Origin of the sequence: Paraburkholderia sp. MM5384-R2, assembly GCF_014201025.1 — a bacterium.
Lineage (GTDB): Bacteria > Pseudomonadota > Gammaproteobacteria > Burkholderiales > Burkholderiaceae > Paraburkholderia > Paraburkholderia tuberum.
Map to the genome: position 1 here is coordinate 313,351 of NZ_JACHDI010000001.1, position 14,710 is coordinate 328,060.

At 65.7% G+C, this 14,710-nt stretch carries 11 protein-coding genes; 7 read left to right on the plus strand and 4 right to left on the minus strand.

From position 1 onward, the window contains the following. Positions 1 to 82: 82 nt before the first annotated feature. A complete protein-coding gene (locus HDG37_RS01540) occupies positions 83 to 475 on the plus strand; it encodes a hypothetical protein (protein WP_184043785.1) in 393 nt (130 codons plus the stop codon). 69 nt (positions 476 to 544) lie between these two features. Beyond that, positions 545 to 1,054, plus strand: coding sequence for an LEA type 2 family protein (locus HDG37_RS01545; RefSeq protein WP_184043787.1), 510 nt, complete (start codon positions 545 to 547; stop codon positions 1,052 to 1,054). A 20-nt stretch (positions 1,055 to 1,074) separates the two neighbouring features. Here HDG37_RS01545 and HDG37_RS01550 read toward each other — a convergent pair whose 3' ends face one another. From HDG37_RS01550 to HDG37_RS01560, 3 genes are all read right to left on the minus strand, one after another. Next, complete coding sequence (locus HDG37_RS01550) at positions 1,075 to 2,253, minus strand: acetyl-CoA C-acyltransferase (RefSeq protein WP_018418061.1); 1,179 nt, start codon at positions 2,251 to 2,253, stop codon at positions 1,075 to 1,077. 147 nt (positions 2,254 to 2,400) lie between these two features. Then, positions 2,401 to 4,491, minus strand: coding sequence for a 3-hydroxyacyl-CoA dehydrogenase NAD-binding domain-containing protein (locus HDG37_RS01555; RefSeq protein WP_184043789.1), 2,091 nt, complete (start codon positions 4,489 to 4,491; stop codon positions 2,401 to 2,403). Between the two features lie 142 nt (positions 4,492 to 4,633). Continuing rightward, positions 4,634 to 6,334, minus strand: a complete 1,701-nt coding sequence (locus tag HDG37_RS01560) for a 3-(methylthio)propionyl-CoA ligase (RefSeq protein ID WP_184043791.1) — start codon at positions 6,332 to 6,334, stop codon at positions 4,634 to 4,636. Between the two features lie 155 nt (positions 6,335 to 6,489). On the opposite strand from HDG37_RS01560, the gene HDG37_RS01565 reads away from it, so the two are divergent. The 5 genes from HDG37_RS01565 (at position 6,490) to HDG37_RS01585 (ending at position 10,302) form a co-directional block, all read left to right on the plus strand. Next, a complete protein-coding gene (locus HDG37_RS01565) occupies positions 6,490 to 8,046 on the plus strand; it encodes a YdiU family protein (RefSeq protein WP_184043793.1) in 1,557 nt (518 codons plus the stop codon). 96 nt (positions 8,047 to 8,142) lie between these two features. After that, entirely contained in the window at positions 8,143 to 8,565 is a 423-nt protein-coding gene (msrB, locus tag HDG37_RS01570) for a peptide-methionine (R)-S-oxide reductase MsrB (protein ID WP_184043795.1), read from the plus strand. 103 nt (positions 8,566 to 8,668) lie between these two features. Continuing rightward, complete coding sequence (locus HDG37_RS01575; RefSeq protein WP_085481354.1) at positions 8,669 to 9,199, plus strand: septation protein A; 531 nt, start codon at positions 8,669 to 8,671, stop codon at positions 9,197 to 9,199. A 1-nt stretch (position 9,200) separates the two neighbouring features. After that, complete coding sequence (locus tag HDG37_RS01580) at positions 9,201 to 9,512, plus strand: BolA family transcriptional regulator (RefSeq protein ID WP_013089413.1); 312 nt, start codon at positions 9,201 to 9,203, stop codon at positions 9,510 to 9,512. A 10-nt stretch (positions 9,513 to 9,522) separates the two neighbouring features. Beyond that, positions 9,523 to 10,302 carry a peptidylprolyl isomerase gene (locus HDG37_RS01585; RefSeq protein WP_184043797.1) on the plus strand — a complete coding sequence of 260 codons (780 nt, stop codon included), beginning with the start codon at positions 9,523 to 9,525 and terminating at the stop codon, positions 10,300 to 10,302. A gap of 167 nt (positions 10,303 to 10,469) precedes the next feature. On the opposite strand, the gene purL is transcribed toward HDG37_RS01585, so the two are convergent. After that, the gene (gene purL, locus HDG37_RS01590; RefSeq protein ID WP_184043799.1) at positions 10,470 to 14,606 is read right to left on the minus strand and encodes a phosphoribosylformylglycinamidine synthase; all 4,137 of its coding nucleotides are present in this window, start codon (positions 14,604 to 14,606) and stop codon (positions 10,470 to 10,472) included. Between the last annotated feature and the right edge of the window lie 104 nt (positions 14,607 to 14,710).

Sequence of the window (14,710 nt, forward strand, 5' to 3'; positions counted from 1 at the left end):
AGATTGTCGACAGCTGCGCCTGTTTTCATGCGGACGGATTCCCTAAGCTGTGTGACACGAAGACGGTTTAAAGGAATCGGTCATGCCTGTGCGTCCATACCACGATCGCTTGTTACCCGGTGCAGAAGTGGATTGCACCGCGGCGTCGCGTCTTGCCGCCGGTCAGATGGCCCTGCACGACTTGCGCGCGCGCAGTTCGATCATCGCGGTCGAAGGTGCATTGCAACTCGTCTTCCGCGATCATTCGCTGGCCTGGCTCGGCAACGACGCCCCGCTCACGTCGCTCACGTTGCACGAAGGCGAGCGGTTTGTGACCTCGCAACGTGGCGTCGTGTCGATCCGCGCGACGCAGGCCGATCGCGCCGCGTTCATCGTGCTGCCTGCACGCGCTGAACACAGCGCGCGCGGTTTCATTCTGCAAGCCGCTCAGCGTCTCGCTTGCGTCATGCGCACACGGTGGCGGCGCGCCGCCTGAAACGTCGCTGCGCGCGCCACGTGGCCCGTTACAATGCATGACCAACCCGCTTCGTTCGAGGTGCAGGTCATGTCATTCTTTCGCGCGCTGCAGCCGGGCCTGGTCTCACGGGTGTGGCGCCTGTTCGCCGCCGGCGTCGCTGTCACGCTGACACTCGCTGGCTGCGCGGGCCTGTTCGGCGCCGACCCGTTGCGCGTCAATGTGGCGGGCATCGAGCCGATCGCTGGCCAGGGCATGGAGATGCGCTTCAACGTCAAGCTGCGCGTGCAGAATCCCAACGACTCCGCGGTCAGCTTCAACGGCGTGTCGCTCGATCTCGAGCTGAACGGCAAGCCGTTCGCCAGCGGCGTCAGCGACCAGAGCGGCACCGTGCCGCGCTTCGGTGAAACCGTCGTCACCGTGCCGCTGACCGTGCCGGCTTTCGCCGCGGTTCGTCAAGCCTTTGCGCTAGCCGGCGCCGCGCAGTCGGGACAGGTTCCGTACGTTCTGCGCGGCAAGCTCGCGGGTGGCGTGACCGGTACGACGCGATTCACCGATCAGGGGACGCTGAGCCTGCCGTCGTCGAACACGGGCTGGTAATGACGCCGGCCCACGCCCGCTCAAACCACTTCGAACAAACCCGCCGCGCCCTGCCCGCCGCCGATGCACATCGTCACGACGACGAACTTCACGCCGCGCCGCTTGCCTTCGATCAGCGCATGGCCGACGAGCCGCGCTCCCGACACGCCGTACGGATGGCCCACCGCGATCGCGCCGCCGTTCACGTTCAGGCGGTCGTGCGCAATGCCGAGCTGGTCGGCGCAATAGAGCACCTGCACCGCGAACGCTTCGTTCAGCTCCCACAGGCCAATGTCCTCGACCTTGAGGCCGGCTTTCTTCAACAGCTTCGGCACCGCGAACACCGGCCCGATGCCCATCTCGTCGGGCTCGCAGCCGGCCACCGCGAAGCCGCGGAAGATGCCGAGCGGCTGCAGCCCTTCGCGTTCGGCCAGCGTCGCGTTCATCACGACGCAAGCGGATGCGCCGTCCGAGAACTGGCTCGCATTGCCCGCGGTGATCACGCCGCCCGGCTGCGCGGTGCGGATCTTCGACACGCCTTCGAGCGTCGTGTCGGCGCGGATGCCCTCGTCGCTGCTGACGGTCACTTCCTTCGTGTAGAGACGGCCGCTCGCCTTGTCGGCGACGCCGGCGAGCACCGTCAACGGCACGATTTCGTCCTTGAATTTACCGGCTTCAAGCGCGGCCGCCGCGCGTTGCTGCGAGCGCACGCCGTATTCGTCCTGGCGTTCCTTCGAGATCGAGTAGCGCTTCGCGACGTTCTCGGCGGTCTGCAGCATCGACCAGTAGATTTCCGGCTTGTGCTCGGTGAGCCAGCCGTCGGTCATCATGTGGCGGTTCATCTCGTTCTGCACGCACGAGATCGACTCGACGCCACCCGCGACGTACACGTCGCCCTCGCCGGCGATCACGCGCTGCGACGCGAGCGCGATCGTCTGCAATCCCGACGAGCAGAAACGGTTCACGGTCATGCCCGGCACGCTGACCGGCAAGCCCGCGCGCAATGCGATCTGCCGCGCGATATTGCCGCCCGTCGCGCCTTCCGGATTCGCGCAACCCATGATCACGTCCTCGACGCGCGCCGGATCGAGCTTCGCGCGCTCGACCGCAGCCTGCGTCACGTGGCCGCCGAGCGTCGCGCCGTGCGTCATGTTGAAACCGCCGCGCCACGATTTGGCGAGACCCGTGCGGGCGGTGGATACGATTACGGCGTCAGTCATGCATGTCTCCAATTGCAGTGTCAAAAGTGGCGCGCCGGCTCACTGCCGCGCGTTCAAAAGCGCATCACCGCGCCGCCTCTGTCGTTTGATGCGAGCGATGCTGGGGAAACCCGCACCGCTCAATTCGTGGGCTGAAGCCGGCCGCGCTCAGCCGTTGAACCCGCGGCCTTCGGCCGCGAGTTTCGCGATGCTCGGCGCAAGCTTCCACGCGTCGCCGTTCGGCCGCGCCGCATAGCGGCGAATCGCGCGCTCGACGTTGTAGAGCCCCACCGTGTCCGCGTACAGCATCGGGCCGCCGCGATGCAGCGGGAAGCCGTAGCCGGTCAGATAGACCATGTCGATATCCGACGCCTTCGACGCGATGCCTTCCTCGAGAATCTTCGCGCCTTCGTTGACGAGCGCGAACACCAGACGCTCGACGATTTCCTCGTCGCTGATCTTGCGGCGCTCAGCGTTGGTTTCCTTCGAGTACTCGCCGATCATTTCGTTGACCACGCCCGAAGGGTATGCGGTGCGATCGCCCGCCTTGTAGTCGTACCAGCCGCCGCCGGTCTTCTGGCCGAAGCGGCCTATCTCGCACAGACGGTCGGCGATCTTCGAGTAGTGCATGTCGGGGTGTTCGAGATAGCGGCGCTTGCGGATCGCCCAGCCGATGTCGTTGCCGGCGAGGTCGCTCATGCGGAACGGACCCATCGCGAAGCCGAACTTCTCGATGGCCTTGTCTACCTGCGCTGGCAACGCGCCCTCTTCGAGCATGAAGAGCGCCTGACGAACGTATTGCTCGATCATCCGGTTGCCGATAAAGCCGTCGCACACGCCCGACACCACCGCGGTCTTCCTGATCTTCTTCGCGAGCTTCATCACGGTGGCGAGCACGTCTTTTGCGGTCTCCTTGCCACGCACGACTTCGAGCAGCTTCATCACGTTGGCCGGGCTGAAGAAGTGCATGCCGACCACATCCTGCGGACGTTTCGTGAATGCGGCGATCTTGTCGAGATCGAGCGTCGACGTGTTCGACGCGAGGATCGCACCGGGCTTCGCGACTTCATCGAGCCGGCGGAACACCTGCTCCTTCACGCCCAGCTCTTCGAACACGGCTTCGACGATCATGTCTGCGTGCTTCAGGTCGTCGTAGGAGAGCGTCGAGCTCAGCAGCGCGAGGCGCTGTTCCATCACCTCGGGCTTCAGCTTGCCTTTCCTGACGGTCGCCTCGTAGTTCTTGCGAATCGTCGCGAGACCGCGGTCGAGCGCTTCCTGCTTCGTTTCCAGCAGCGTGACCGGAATGCCCGCGTTGAGGAAGTTCATCGCGATGCCGGCGCCCATCGTGCCGGCGCCGATCACGGCCACCCGCTCGATGTCGCGCACCGAAGTATCTGACGGCACGTCGGGAATCTTGCTCGCCGCCCGCTCACCGAAGAACGCGTGACGCAGCGCGCGGCTCTCCGGCGTCTGCACGAGCGCGATGAAGCATTCGCGCTCGAATGCGAGGCCCTTGTCGAAGCCGTCCTTCACACCGGCTTCGACCGCGTCGATGCATTTATGCGGCGCCGGGAAGTTCTTCGCGATTGCCGCGACGCTATTGCGCGCGAACTGGATGAAACCGGCCGCATTCGGATGTTCGATCTTGCGCTCGCGCACCTTCGGGTGCGGGCCGGCCGCGGCGCCGACCTTGCGCGCGAACGCGAGCGCGGCTTCGGCCAGTTCGGCGGGATTCGCGACGACTTCGTCGAACAGCCCCGAATCGGCGAGCTTTTCCGCGAGCACCGGCGCGCCCGACACGATCATGTTCAGCGACGCTTCCAGACCGATGGCGCGCGGCAGACGCTGCGTGCCGCCCGCGCCCGGCAGGATGCCGAGCTTCACTTCGGGCAGCGCGATCTGCGCGCCGGCCGCGGCGACGCGGTAATGCGCGCCGAGGGCAAGTTCGAGGCCGCCGCCCATCGCGACGCTGTGGATCGCCGCGACGACCGGCTTCGCGCTGCCTTCCACGGCCTTGATGACGGTCGCGAGCGTCGGCTCCTGGGTCGCCTTCGCCGTATTGAATTCGGTGATGTCGGCGCCGCCCGAAAAGGCCTTGCCCGCGCCCGTCAGCACGATGGCCTTGATGGCCGGATCGTTCTGCGCGCGCTCGAGCCCTTCGACGATACCCGCGCGCGTCGACAGACCGAGCCCGTTGACGGGCGGATTGTTCAGCGTGAGGACGGCCACGCCGTCATGAGTTACGTAGTCCACTGCCATCTGCGTGCCTCCGTGCGATCCATGCATTGAGGCGGCGCATGATGCGCCGCCCGTCCGGTTCATCGAGCCTGCTTATGGTCAGACTTTTTCAAGCGACGGTTCCGGGGTCAGCAGGCACGATACACCAAAAAAGAACGAACGTTCAATTTATTCCAGAGTGGGGTTTCCCCTGGGACTCGGGGGTCAGCGGACAGTTGCGGCCGTCTTCGAGCGCGGACGGCAGCACATGGTCGCGGAACAGATCGCGCAGCTTCAGCTTCTGCAGCTTGCCGGTCGCCGTGTGCGGAAGGTCGTCGACGAACACGACGTCGTCGGGGATCCACCACTTCGCGACCTTGCCATCGTAGTACGCGAGCAGTTCGTCGCGGGTGACGTCTTGCCCCGCGCGTTTGACGACGACGAGCAACGGGCGCTCGGTCCACTTCGGATGCGCGCACGCGATGCACGCGGCTTCCGCGACCGCCGGATGCGCGAGCGCGACGTTCTCGACGTCGATCGAGCTGATCCATTCGCCGCCCGACTTGATCACGTCCTTCGAGCGATCGGTGATGTGCAGGAAGCTGTCGGGGTCGATCGTCGCGACGTCGCCGGTCGGGAACCAGCCGTCGATGAGCGGCGAGTCTTCCTTGCGGAAATACCGGTCGATGACCCACGGCCCGCGCACCTGCAGATCGCCGAACGCGACACCATCCCAAGGCAGCTCGCGGCCATCCTCGCCGACGATCTTCATGTCGACGCCGTAGATCGCATGACCCTGCTTTTCGAGCAGTTTGCGCTGATCGGCGAGCGGCCGCTGGCTCTGTTCCCAGGTCAGCTTCGACAAGGTACCGAGCGGCGACATCTCCGTCATGCCCCATGCATGGATCACCTGCACGCCGTAGTCGTCCTCGAGTATCCGCAGCATCGAGGGCGGACAGGCGGAACCGCCGATCACCGTGCGCTCGAGCGACGAAAACCTCGCGCCCGTTTCGCGCAGGTGGTTCAGCAGACCGAGCCACACGGTCGGCACGCCGGCCGAGCACGTGACGCGTTCGCTCTCCATCAGTTCGTACAGCGACTTGCCGTCGAGATCCTTGCCGGGGAACACGAGCTTCGCGCCGGTCAGCGGCCCCGCGTGCGCGAGGCCCCATGCGTTGACATGGAACATCGGCACGATGGGCAGCACCGAGTCGCGCGCCGACAGGTTCATTGCGTCGGGCAACGCCGCGCCGAACGCGTGCAGCACCGTCGAGCGATGGCTATACAGCGCGCCTTTCGGATTGCCGGTCGTGCCCGACGTATAGCAGAGATACGACGCCTGGCGCTCGTCGAGCGCGGGCCAGTCGAAGCGGCCGTGCTGCCCGTCCATCAGCGTTTCGTAGCACAGCACCGACGTTTGCATCGGCGGCCGATGCGCTTCATCGCATAGTGCGATCCAGCCGCGCACGCGCGGGCACTGCGGCGCGAGCGTGTCGACCAGCGCGGCGAACGTCGTGTCGAACAGCACGTACGCATCGTCGGCATGATTGACGATGTAGGCGATCTGGTCGGGGAAAAGCCGCGGGTTGATCGTGTGACACACGGCGCCGAACCCGGTGGTGCCGTAATACGCTTCGAGATGCCGGTAGCCGTTCCACGCGAGCGTCGCGACGCGTTCGCCCGGTTCGACACCGAGCGCGATGAGCGCCTGCGCGAGCTGCTTCGCGCGCTGCTCGCAATCGCGATAGGTGTAGCGATGCAGGTCGCCTTCGATGCGCCGCGACACGATCCCGGTGCTGCCGAAATGCCGCGCGGCATGCGCGAGCAACGATGACACGGTGAGCGGCACGTCCATCATCTGGCCCAGCAGCGGCGGCGGCGTCATAAGGCGGGGTCTCCTCGGGTTGTTAGTGGGTCGATGGGTTGGCGCAAGATCGTGGCGGCGTAGAGCGCAGCAGTATGGTCCGAACGATGAGGGCGGCCGCCCAGCAGCGCCGCGGGCGCGGACTTACAATATCGGCTAATCCAGAGGCGCTCAACATGTCGTTTTCCCCAAGCTTTGCAGGGCTATCCGCAGCTTTCACGGATCTTTCCAACACACTCGCCACTCCCCCAGCCAACGCGTTCGCGCGGCTCGGCGGCACGTTCCTCACGCGCCTGCCCGCCGCGCCGCTCGACGCACCCTATCTCGTCGGCTTCTCGGCCGAGACCGCCGCGCGGCTCGGGATGCCCGTGGGCATCGAGCGCGATCCGGGCTTTATCGAGCTGTTCTGCGGCAACGCGACGCGCGACTGGCCGGCCGACACGCTGCCTTATGCGTCGGTGTACTCGGGGCATCAGTTCGGCGTGTGGGCCGGCCAGCTCGGCGACGGCCGCGCGCTCGGTCTGGGCGAGCTCGAATACGACGGCGAGCGCAACGAACTGCAGCTCAAAGGCGCGGGCCGCACGCCCTATTCGCGCATGGGCGACGGCCGCGCGGTGCTGCGCTCGTCGATCCGCGAATATCTGTGCTCTGAGGCGATGCATCATCTCGGCATTCCGACCACGCGTGCATTGTGCGTGATCGGCTCCGACCAGCCGGTGCGGCGCGAGACGATCGAAACCGCCGCGGTGGTCACGCGCGTCGCGCCGAGCTTCGTGCGCTTCGGCCACTTCGAGCACTTCTACGCAAACGATCGTGTCGACGCGTTGCGCGCGCTCGCCGATCACGTCATCGAGCGCTTCTATCCGCATTGCAAGGAGGCCGACGATCCGTATCTGGCGCTGCTCGCCGAGGCGGTGCGCTCCACCGCGGATCTGATGGTCGACTGGCAGGCGGTCGGTTTCTGTCACGGCGTGATGAATACCGACAACATGTCGATCCTGGGCCTGACGATCGACTACGGCCCGTTCGGTTTCATGGATGGCTTCGATGCCGGCCACATCTGCAATCACTCCGATACGCAGGGCCGCTACGCCTACCGGCTGCAGCCGCAAATCGCGTACTGGAACCTGTTCTGCCTCGCGCAGGGACTGCTGCCGTTGTTCGGCGAGAAGCACGACGAAAGCGTGCGCGCCGACGAGGCGGTCGAAGATGCGCAGCACGTGCTCGCCGGCTTCAAGGATCGTTTCGCGCCGGCGCTCGAAAACCGCATGCGCGCGAAGCTCGGCCTCGAACAGGCGCGCGACGGCGACGACGCGCTGGTCAACCGGCTGTTCGAAGTGATGCACGCGAACCGCGCCGATTTCACGCTGACGTTCCGCAATCTCGCGCGCCTGTCGAAACACGATGCGAGCGGCGACACGCCGGTGCGCGACCTGTTCCTCGATCGCGTTGCCTTCGACGCATGGGCGAACGACTATCGCGCGCGGCTCGCCGAAGAGTCACGCGACGACGTTGCGCGCGCCATTGCAATGAATCGCGTGAACCCCAAATTCGTACTTCGCAACCATCTGGCGGAAACGGCGATCCAACGCGCGAAGGAGAAGGATTTCTCCGAAGTGGAACGGCTCGCGGCCGTGTTGCGTCACCCGTTCGACGAGCAGCCCGAATACGCGTCGTATGCGGGCCTGCCGCCCGACTGGGCGAACTCACTGGAAGTGAGCTGTTCGTCATGACGCGCCGGCGCGGTCGAATCGCCACGGCCGTGCCTCCAGAAAACCGGCACGAACCAGCACAAACCCGCGAGACAAACCCGAGACAGGAACCCGACCATGAGCAACCCCGACGATCTCAAGCATGACGCCCCAGCCGTACAGAAAAGCGACGCCGAGTGGCGCAAGCAGCTGACCGATATGGAATACCAGGTGACGCGCCATGCGGCCACCGAGCGCCCGTTCACGGGCCGCTACGACGATCACTGGGAACGCGGCGTCTACGACTGCGTGTGCTGCGGCACGCCGCTGTTCGAATCGGACACCAAGTTCGACGCCGGCTGCGGCTGGCCGAGCTATTTCCGCCCCATCAACGGCGAGGTGATCGCCGAGAAGACCGACCGCTCACACGGCATGCTGCGCATCGAGGTGCAGTGCAAGAACTGCGGCGCGCATCTGGGCCACGTCTTCGAGGACGGACCGGCGCCGACCGGTCTGCGTTACTGCATCAATTCGGCTGCGTTACAATTCGAGCCCAAGTAACGCGGCGCGGCACCATCCCTGCCCGCCTTCGGCGCCGCGCACCTTGCACGCCAGGCGGGCGCGCTTCAACGTTCGACTCACTCTCCGACTTCCCGATCAGATAATGAAATTCCTGTTCGATCTGTTCCCGATCATCCTGTTCTTCGTCGCCTTCAAGATCTGGGGCATTTTCACGGCGACGGCAGTGGCGATCGTCGCCACGCTGGTGCAGATCGCGTGGGTGGCGTTCCGCCACCGCAAGGTCGACCCGATGCTGTGGGTGAGCCTCGGCGTGGTCGTCGTATTTGGCGGCGCGACGCTCGTGCTGCACAACGACACCTTTATCAAATGGAAGCCGACCGTGCTGTACTGGGCGTTTTCCGTCGCGCTGATCGTGTCGCAGCTCGGCTTCAACAAGAACCTGATCGAAGCGATGATGGGCAAGCAGATCACGCTGCCGCACGCGATCTGGGGCAAGCTGAACCTGATCTGGGCGGTGTTTTTCGTGCTGCTCGGTCTGTTGAACCTGTTCGTCGCGTATCACTACACGACCGATCAGTGGGTCAATTTCAAGCTGTTCGGCGCGACCGGCTGCCTGCTCGTGTTCATCGTCGGACAGAGCCTGTGGCTGTCGAAGTACATGAAGGAGGAATGACATGAGCGACCTGTTCATGCACGCCACTACCGCCGAGCGCGCCGCGCTGATCGAGGCGCGCCTCGCGGCCGCGCTCGCGCCCGTCGAATCGATCCGCATCACCGACGACAGCGCGCAGCACGCGGGCCACGCTGGTGCCGCCGCCGGCGGTCATTTCAGTGTCACGATCGTGGCCGTCGCGTTTGCCGGCAAGCCCCGCGTGGCGCGGCATCGCATGGTGTATGATGCGCTGGCCGATGCCATGCAGCGCGGCATTCATGCCCTTGCCATCACGGCGTATACGCCCGAAGAATTTGCTTTGTTGCCCCGCTAGGAACCTTTCGATGACCTTGAAGAAAACCCGCCACTGGGTATTGCTGGCTGCGTTCGCGGCCGCACCTGCATTCGCACAGAACATCGCCGTGGTGAACGGTACGCCGATTCCGAAGTCGCGCGCCGATGCATTGATCCAGCAACTGGTTCACCAGGGACAGCAGGACACGCCGCAACTGCAGCAGGCCGTGCGCGAAGAGCTCGTGAATCGCGAAATCCTGATGCAGGAAGCGCTGCGTCGCGGGCTGCCGAACCGTCCGGACGTCAAGGCGCAAATCGCGGTCGCGCAGCAAACTGTCGTGCTGCGCGCGCTGATCGAAGACTTCGTAAAGAACAATCAGCCGACCGACGCCGAAATCACCGCGCGCTACAACGCGCTCGTCAAGGATGCGGGCGGCAAGGAATATCACCTGCACCATATCCTCGTCGACAACGAGCAACAGGCGAAGGACCTGATCGCGAAGATCAAGGCCGGCGCAAGCTTCGAGGCCCTGGCCAAGCAGTACTCGAAGGACCCGGGATCGGGCAAGAACGGCGGCGATCTCGACTGGTCGGATCCGAAGGCCTACGTGCCTGAATTCGCGGACGCGGCCACGCATCTGCAGAAAGGCCAGATGACCGACACGCCGGTGCATACGCAATTCGGCTGGCACATCATCCGTGTCGACGACATCCGCGCCGTCACGCCGCCGCCGCTCGAACAGGTGCGCACGCAGATCGTGCAGCAGATCCAGCAGGAAAAGCTGCAGGCGTTCGAAGAGAATCTGCGCAAGAACGCGAAGATTCAGTAAGGGTCGGCGGGCAGATTGTCTTCGGATAGTCCGCCTGGCTCTGAAGCCTGAATGCGATAAAGCCGCCCGTGGGCGGCTTTTTTGTTGCTGCAAGATTTGCAGCGGCGGCGTGCGAGGCTGCCGCGAACAGGAGCCGCCGCACGCGGGCGGCAGCCCCTCTCGACTCATCAACCGAGCCAGCGACGCGCGTTCTGGAACACGCGCAGCCACGGGCTCGCGTCCGTGCCGATCTCGCCCCAGCCCTGCGGATGCCAGCTCATCTGCACCGCGCGATGCACGCGCTCCATGTGCGGCATCAGCACCGTGAAGCGGCCGTCGGCCGTCGTGACCGACGTGATGCCCTCGGGCGAGCCGTTCGGGTTGAACGGATACTGCTCGGTCGCCTGACCACGGTGATCGACATAGCGCATCGCGACCGCAACCTTCGACTTGTCGCCCTGCTGCGAGAAGTCCGCAAAGCCTTCGCCGTGCGCGACCGCGACCGGAATGCGCGAGCCTTCCATGCCGGCGAAAAAGAGCGACGGCGATGCCTGCACCTCGACGAGCGAGAAGCGCGCCTCGAACTGCTCCGACTTGTTGCGCGTGAACTTCGGCCATGCTTCGGCGCCGGGGATCATCGACGCGAGGCTGCTCATCATCTGGCAGCCGTTGCAGATGCCGAGCGCGAACGTGTCGCCACGACTGAAGAACGCGGCGAACATGTCGGCCAGTTGCGCGTTGAAGCGGATCGTCTTGGCCCAGCCTTCGCCGGCGCCCAGCGTATCGCCGTACGAGAAGCCGCCGCACGCGACCGCACCCGCGAAATCGGCGAGGTTCGCGCGGCCCGCGAGCAGGTCGCTCATGTGCACGTCGTGCGCGTCGAAGCCGGCGCGATCGAATGCATAGGCCGTCTCCAGATGCGAGTTCACGCCCTGCTCGCGCAGGATCGCGACGCGCGGACGCGCGCCCTTGCCGACGCCCCGAAGGAAGTCCCCTTGGGGGGCGCCCCGAAGGAAGTCCCCTTGGGGGACGAACGGGGCGGCGACGTCGTCGGCCGGATCGAAGCTCAGCACCGGCGTGATGCCAGGGTCGGCCGCGTCGAGCAGCGCGTCGTATTCGGCGTCGGCGCAAGCCGGGTTGTCGCGCAGACGCGCGATGCGCCAGCTCACTTCGCTCCACGTGCGATGCAGTTCGGCACGCGGCGCCTCGTAGAGCTTCTTCGCGTCGCGATAGATCTCGATCACGTCGCGCTCGTTGGTCTTGCCGATCACGTGCGAGCAGGCCGACAGATCATGCTCGCGCAGCGCGGCGAGCACCGCGTCGCGATCGGCCGCGCGCACTTGCACGACGGCGCCGAGCTCTTCGTTGAAGAGTGCGCGCAGCGTGCGGTCGTCGCGGCGGCCGCTGGTCTGCTTCGCCCAGTCCTTCGCGTCGCCGTAATCGGATTCGTGGTGCGCGTCGAGCACGAGCATGTCGACGTTCAGCGACACGCCCGCGTGACCCGCGAACGCCATTTCGCAAACCGTCGCCCACAGGCCGCCGTCCGAGCGGTCGTGGTACGCGAGCAGCTTGCCGTCGCTATTGAGCGCCTGGATCGCGTTGAAAAAGCGCTTCAGATCTTCCGGATCGTCGACGTCCGGCACCGTGTCGCCGACCTGCTGCGTGACCTGCGCGAGAATGCTGCCGCCCAGACGCTGCTTGCCGCGGCCGAGATCGATCGCAATCAGCACCGACTCGCCGACTTCGCTCACGCGCTGCAGTTGCGGCGTCAGATGCTTGCGGACGTCTTCAACCGGCGCGAACGCGGAGATGATCAGCGACACCGGCGCGACCACTTCCTTCGCGACGCCGCTCTCTTCCCAGCGGGTGCGCATCGACAGCGAATCCTTGCCGACCGGAATGCCGATACCGAGCGCCGGGCACAGTTCCATGCCGATTGCCTTGACCGTGTCGTAGAGCGCGGCGTCTTCGCCAGGCGCGCCGCACGCGGCCATCCAGTTGGCCGACAGCTTGAGTTTGTCGAGCGACGCGATCGGCGCCGCCGCGATGTTGGTGATCGCCTCGCCGACGGCCATACGGCCGGAGGCCGGTGCGTTGATGACGGCGAGCGGCGTGCGCTCGGACATCGTCATCGCTTCGCCGCTGAAGCCGGCGTAATCCATCGTCGTGATCGCGACGTCGGCCACCGGTACCTGCCACGGACCGACCATCTGATCGCGCGCGGTCGTGCCGCCGACCGAGCGGTCGCCGATCGTGATCAGGAACGACTTGCTCGCGACCGTCGGATGACGCAGCACGCTCTGCGCGACGTCCTGCAGCGCGAGGCCGGTCACGTCGACCGGTTCGAGCCTGCGCCCGGCACGCTTTACGTCGCGGTGCATACGCGGCGCCTTGCCGAGCAGCACTTCCATCGGCATATCGACTGGCTGGTGCGCGCCTTCCTGCAGTTCGGAATCAATGAGCTTCAGCTGACGCTCGGCGGTGGCCGTGCCGATCACGGCGAACGGGCAGCGCTCGCGCTTGCACATCGCCTCGAACACCGGCAGATCGGCCGGCGCGATCGCCAGCACGTAGCGCTCCTGCGCTTCGTTCGACCAGATTTCGCGCGGCGACAGACCGCTCTCTTCGAGCTGGATCTTGCGCAGTTCGAACAATGCGCCCTTGCCCGCACCGTCCACCACTTCGGGGAACGCGTTCGACAGACCGCCCGCGCCGACGTCGTGAATACTGAGGATCGGGTTCTTGTCGCCGAGCTGCCAGCACGCGTTGATCACTTCCTGCGCGCGTCGCTCGATTTCCGGGTTGCCGCGCTGCACCGAGTCGAAGTCGAGCTCGGCGGTGTTGGTGCCGGTCGCCATCGAGCTCGCGGCGCCGCCGCCCATGCCGATGCGCATGCCCGGGCCGCCGATCTGGATCAGCAGCGAGCCTTCCGGCAGATCGTGCTTGTGCGTGTGCTGGTCGGAGATATTGCCGATGCCGCCCGCGATCATGATCGGCTTGTGATAGCCGCGCACGAGACCCGCGACGTTCTGCTCGTAGGTGCGGAAGTAGCCGCCGAGGTTCGGCCGGCCGAATTCGTTGTTGAACGCGGCGGCGCCGAGCGGGCCGTCGATCATGATCTGCAGCGGCGAGGCGATGCGGTCGGGGCGGCCGTACGCTTCGTGCCGGTCGGCCGGATTGCGCTGCGCGAGCGGCTGAGCGGTGTCGCGGGCGTTTTCCCACGCCTCGACGCCGTCCGGCAGTTCGAGGTTCGATACCGTGAAGCCCGCGAGGCCCGCCTTCGGACGCGCGCCGCGTCCGGTCGCGCCTTCGTCGCGGATTTCGCCACCTGCGCCGGTCGCGGCGCCCGGGAACGGCGAGATCGCGGTCGGATGATTGTGCGTTTCCACCTTCATCAGCGTGTGCGTGAGCTCGACGCTGCGGCCATAGTGCTCGGGCAATTCGCTCGCGCCGAGGTCGGCCGGCGTGCGCGGGAACCAGCGCTCGGCCATGCCGCCGACCATGATCGCCGAGTTGTCCGAATACGCGACGATCGTGCCCTGCGGGTTCAGCTTCTCGGTGTTGCGGATCATGTTGAACAGCGACATGTCCTGCTTCTCGCCGTCGATCGTCCAGTCCGCGTTGAAGATCTTGTGGCGGCAGTGCTCGCTGTTGGCCTGCGCGAACATCATCAGCTCGACGTCGGTCGGATTGCGGCCGAGCTTCGTGAATGCGTCGACCAGGTAGTCGATTTCGTCGTCGGCGAGCGCGAGGCCCAGTTCCGCGTTGGCGGTTTCGAGCGCGGCGCGGCCGCTCGCGAGCACATCGACGGTTTGCAGCGGCTTGGCCGGCAATTCGTCGAACAGATGCAACGCGTGGTCGCGCGACGGCGCGACGCTCTCGGTCATGCGATCGTGCAGCGCGGCGGCGACGGCCGCGCGCGCTTCGTCCGACAGCGTCTTCTTGCCGCCGAGCAGGCCGCTTTTCAGCGTCACCGAGTACTCGACGCCGCGCTCGATGCGGCGCACCCGCGTGAGCCCGCACAGATGCGCGATGTCGGTTGCCTTGCTGGCCCACGGCGACACGGTGCCAAAGCGCGGCACGACGAGGAAGGTCTCGACCGCGCCACGCTCGTTGCCCTCTTCGAACGGATTGCCGTAGTGCATCAGCGCCTCGATCTTCGCGCTGTCTTCAGCGGACAGTTCGGTCTGGGCATTGACGAAGTGCAGATACTGCCCGCGCACGCCGGTGATATTCGGGTCGATGCGCGTGAGCGTGTCGAGCAGGCGGGTTTGACGGAAATCGGAGAGGGCCGAAGCGCCGGGGAAACACGAGAAGTGGGCCATGGGACTTGACGTTGCGTCGCTCATTGATGCCGGGGAGCCGCGCATGCAGAGGCGACGTGAGGCGGAAAGGAAGTCCGGGATTATACCCCGGGAACGGGCTTCCA

Excerpts from the sequence above, each read along its gene's own strand:
- HDG37_RS01540 (WP_184043785.1), top strand. The coding sequence starts at position 83 with ATGCCTGTGCGTCCATACCACGATCGCTTGTTACCCGGTGCAGAAGTG.
- HDG37_RS01545 (WP_184043787.1), top strand. The coding sequence starts at position 545 with ATGTCATTCTTTCGCGCGCTGCAGCCGGGCCTGGTCTCACGGGTGTGG.
- HDG37_RS01550 (WP_018418061.1), bottom strand. The coding sequence starts at position 2,253 with ATGACTGACGCCGTAATCGTATCCACCGCCCGCACGGGTCTCGCCAAA.
- HDG37_RS01555 (WP_184043789.1), bottom strand. The coding sequence starts at position 4,491 with ATGGCAGTGGACTACGTAACTCATGACGGCGTGGCCGTCCTCACGCTG.
- HDG37_RS01560 (WP_184043791.1), bottom strand. The coding sequence starts at position 6,334 with ATGACGCCGCCGCCGCTGCTGGGCCAGATGATGGACGTGCCGCTCACC.
- HDG37_RS01565 (WP_184043793.1), top strand. The coding sequence starts at position 6,490 with ATGTCGTTTTCCCCAAGCTTTGCAGGGCTATCCGCAGCTTTCACGGAT.
- msrB (WP_184043795.1), top strand. The coding sequence starts at position 8,143 with ATGAGCAACCCCGACGATCTCAAGCATGACGCCCCAGCCGTACAGAAA.
- HDG37_RS01575 (WP_085481354.1), top strand. The coding sequence starts at position 8,669 with ATGAAATTCCTGTTCGATCTGTTCCCGATCATCCTGTTCTTCGTCGCC.
- HDG37_RS01580 (WP_013089413.1), top strand. The coding sequence starts at position 9,201 with ATGAGCGACCTGTTCATGCACGCCACTACCGCCGAGCGCGCCGCGCTG.
- HDG37_RS01585 (WP_184043797.1), top strand. The coding sequence starts at position 9,523 with ATGACCTTGAAGAAAACCCGCCACTGGGTATTGCTGGCTGCGTTCGCG.
- purL (WP_184043799.1), bottom strand. The coding sequence starts at position 14,606 with ATGGCCCACTTCTCGTGTTTCCCCGGCGCTTCGGCCCTCTCCGATTTC.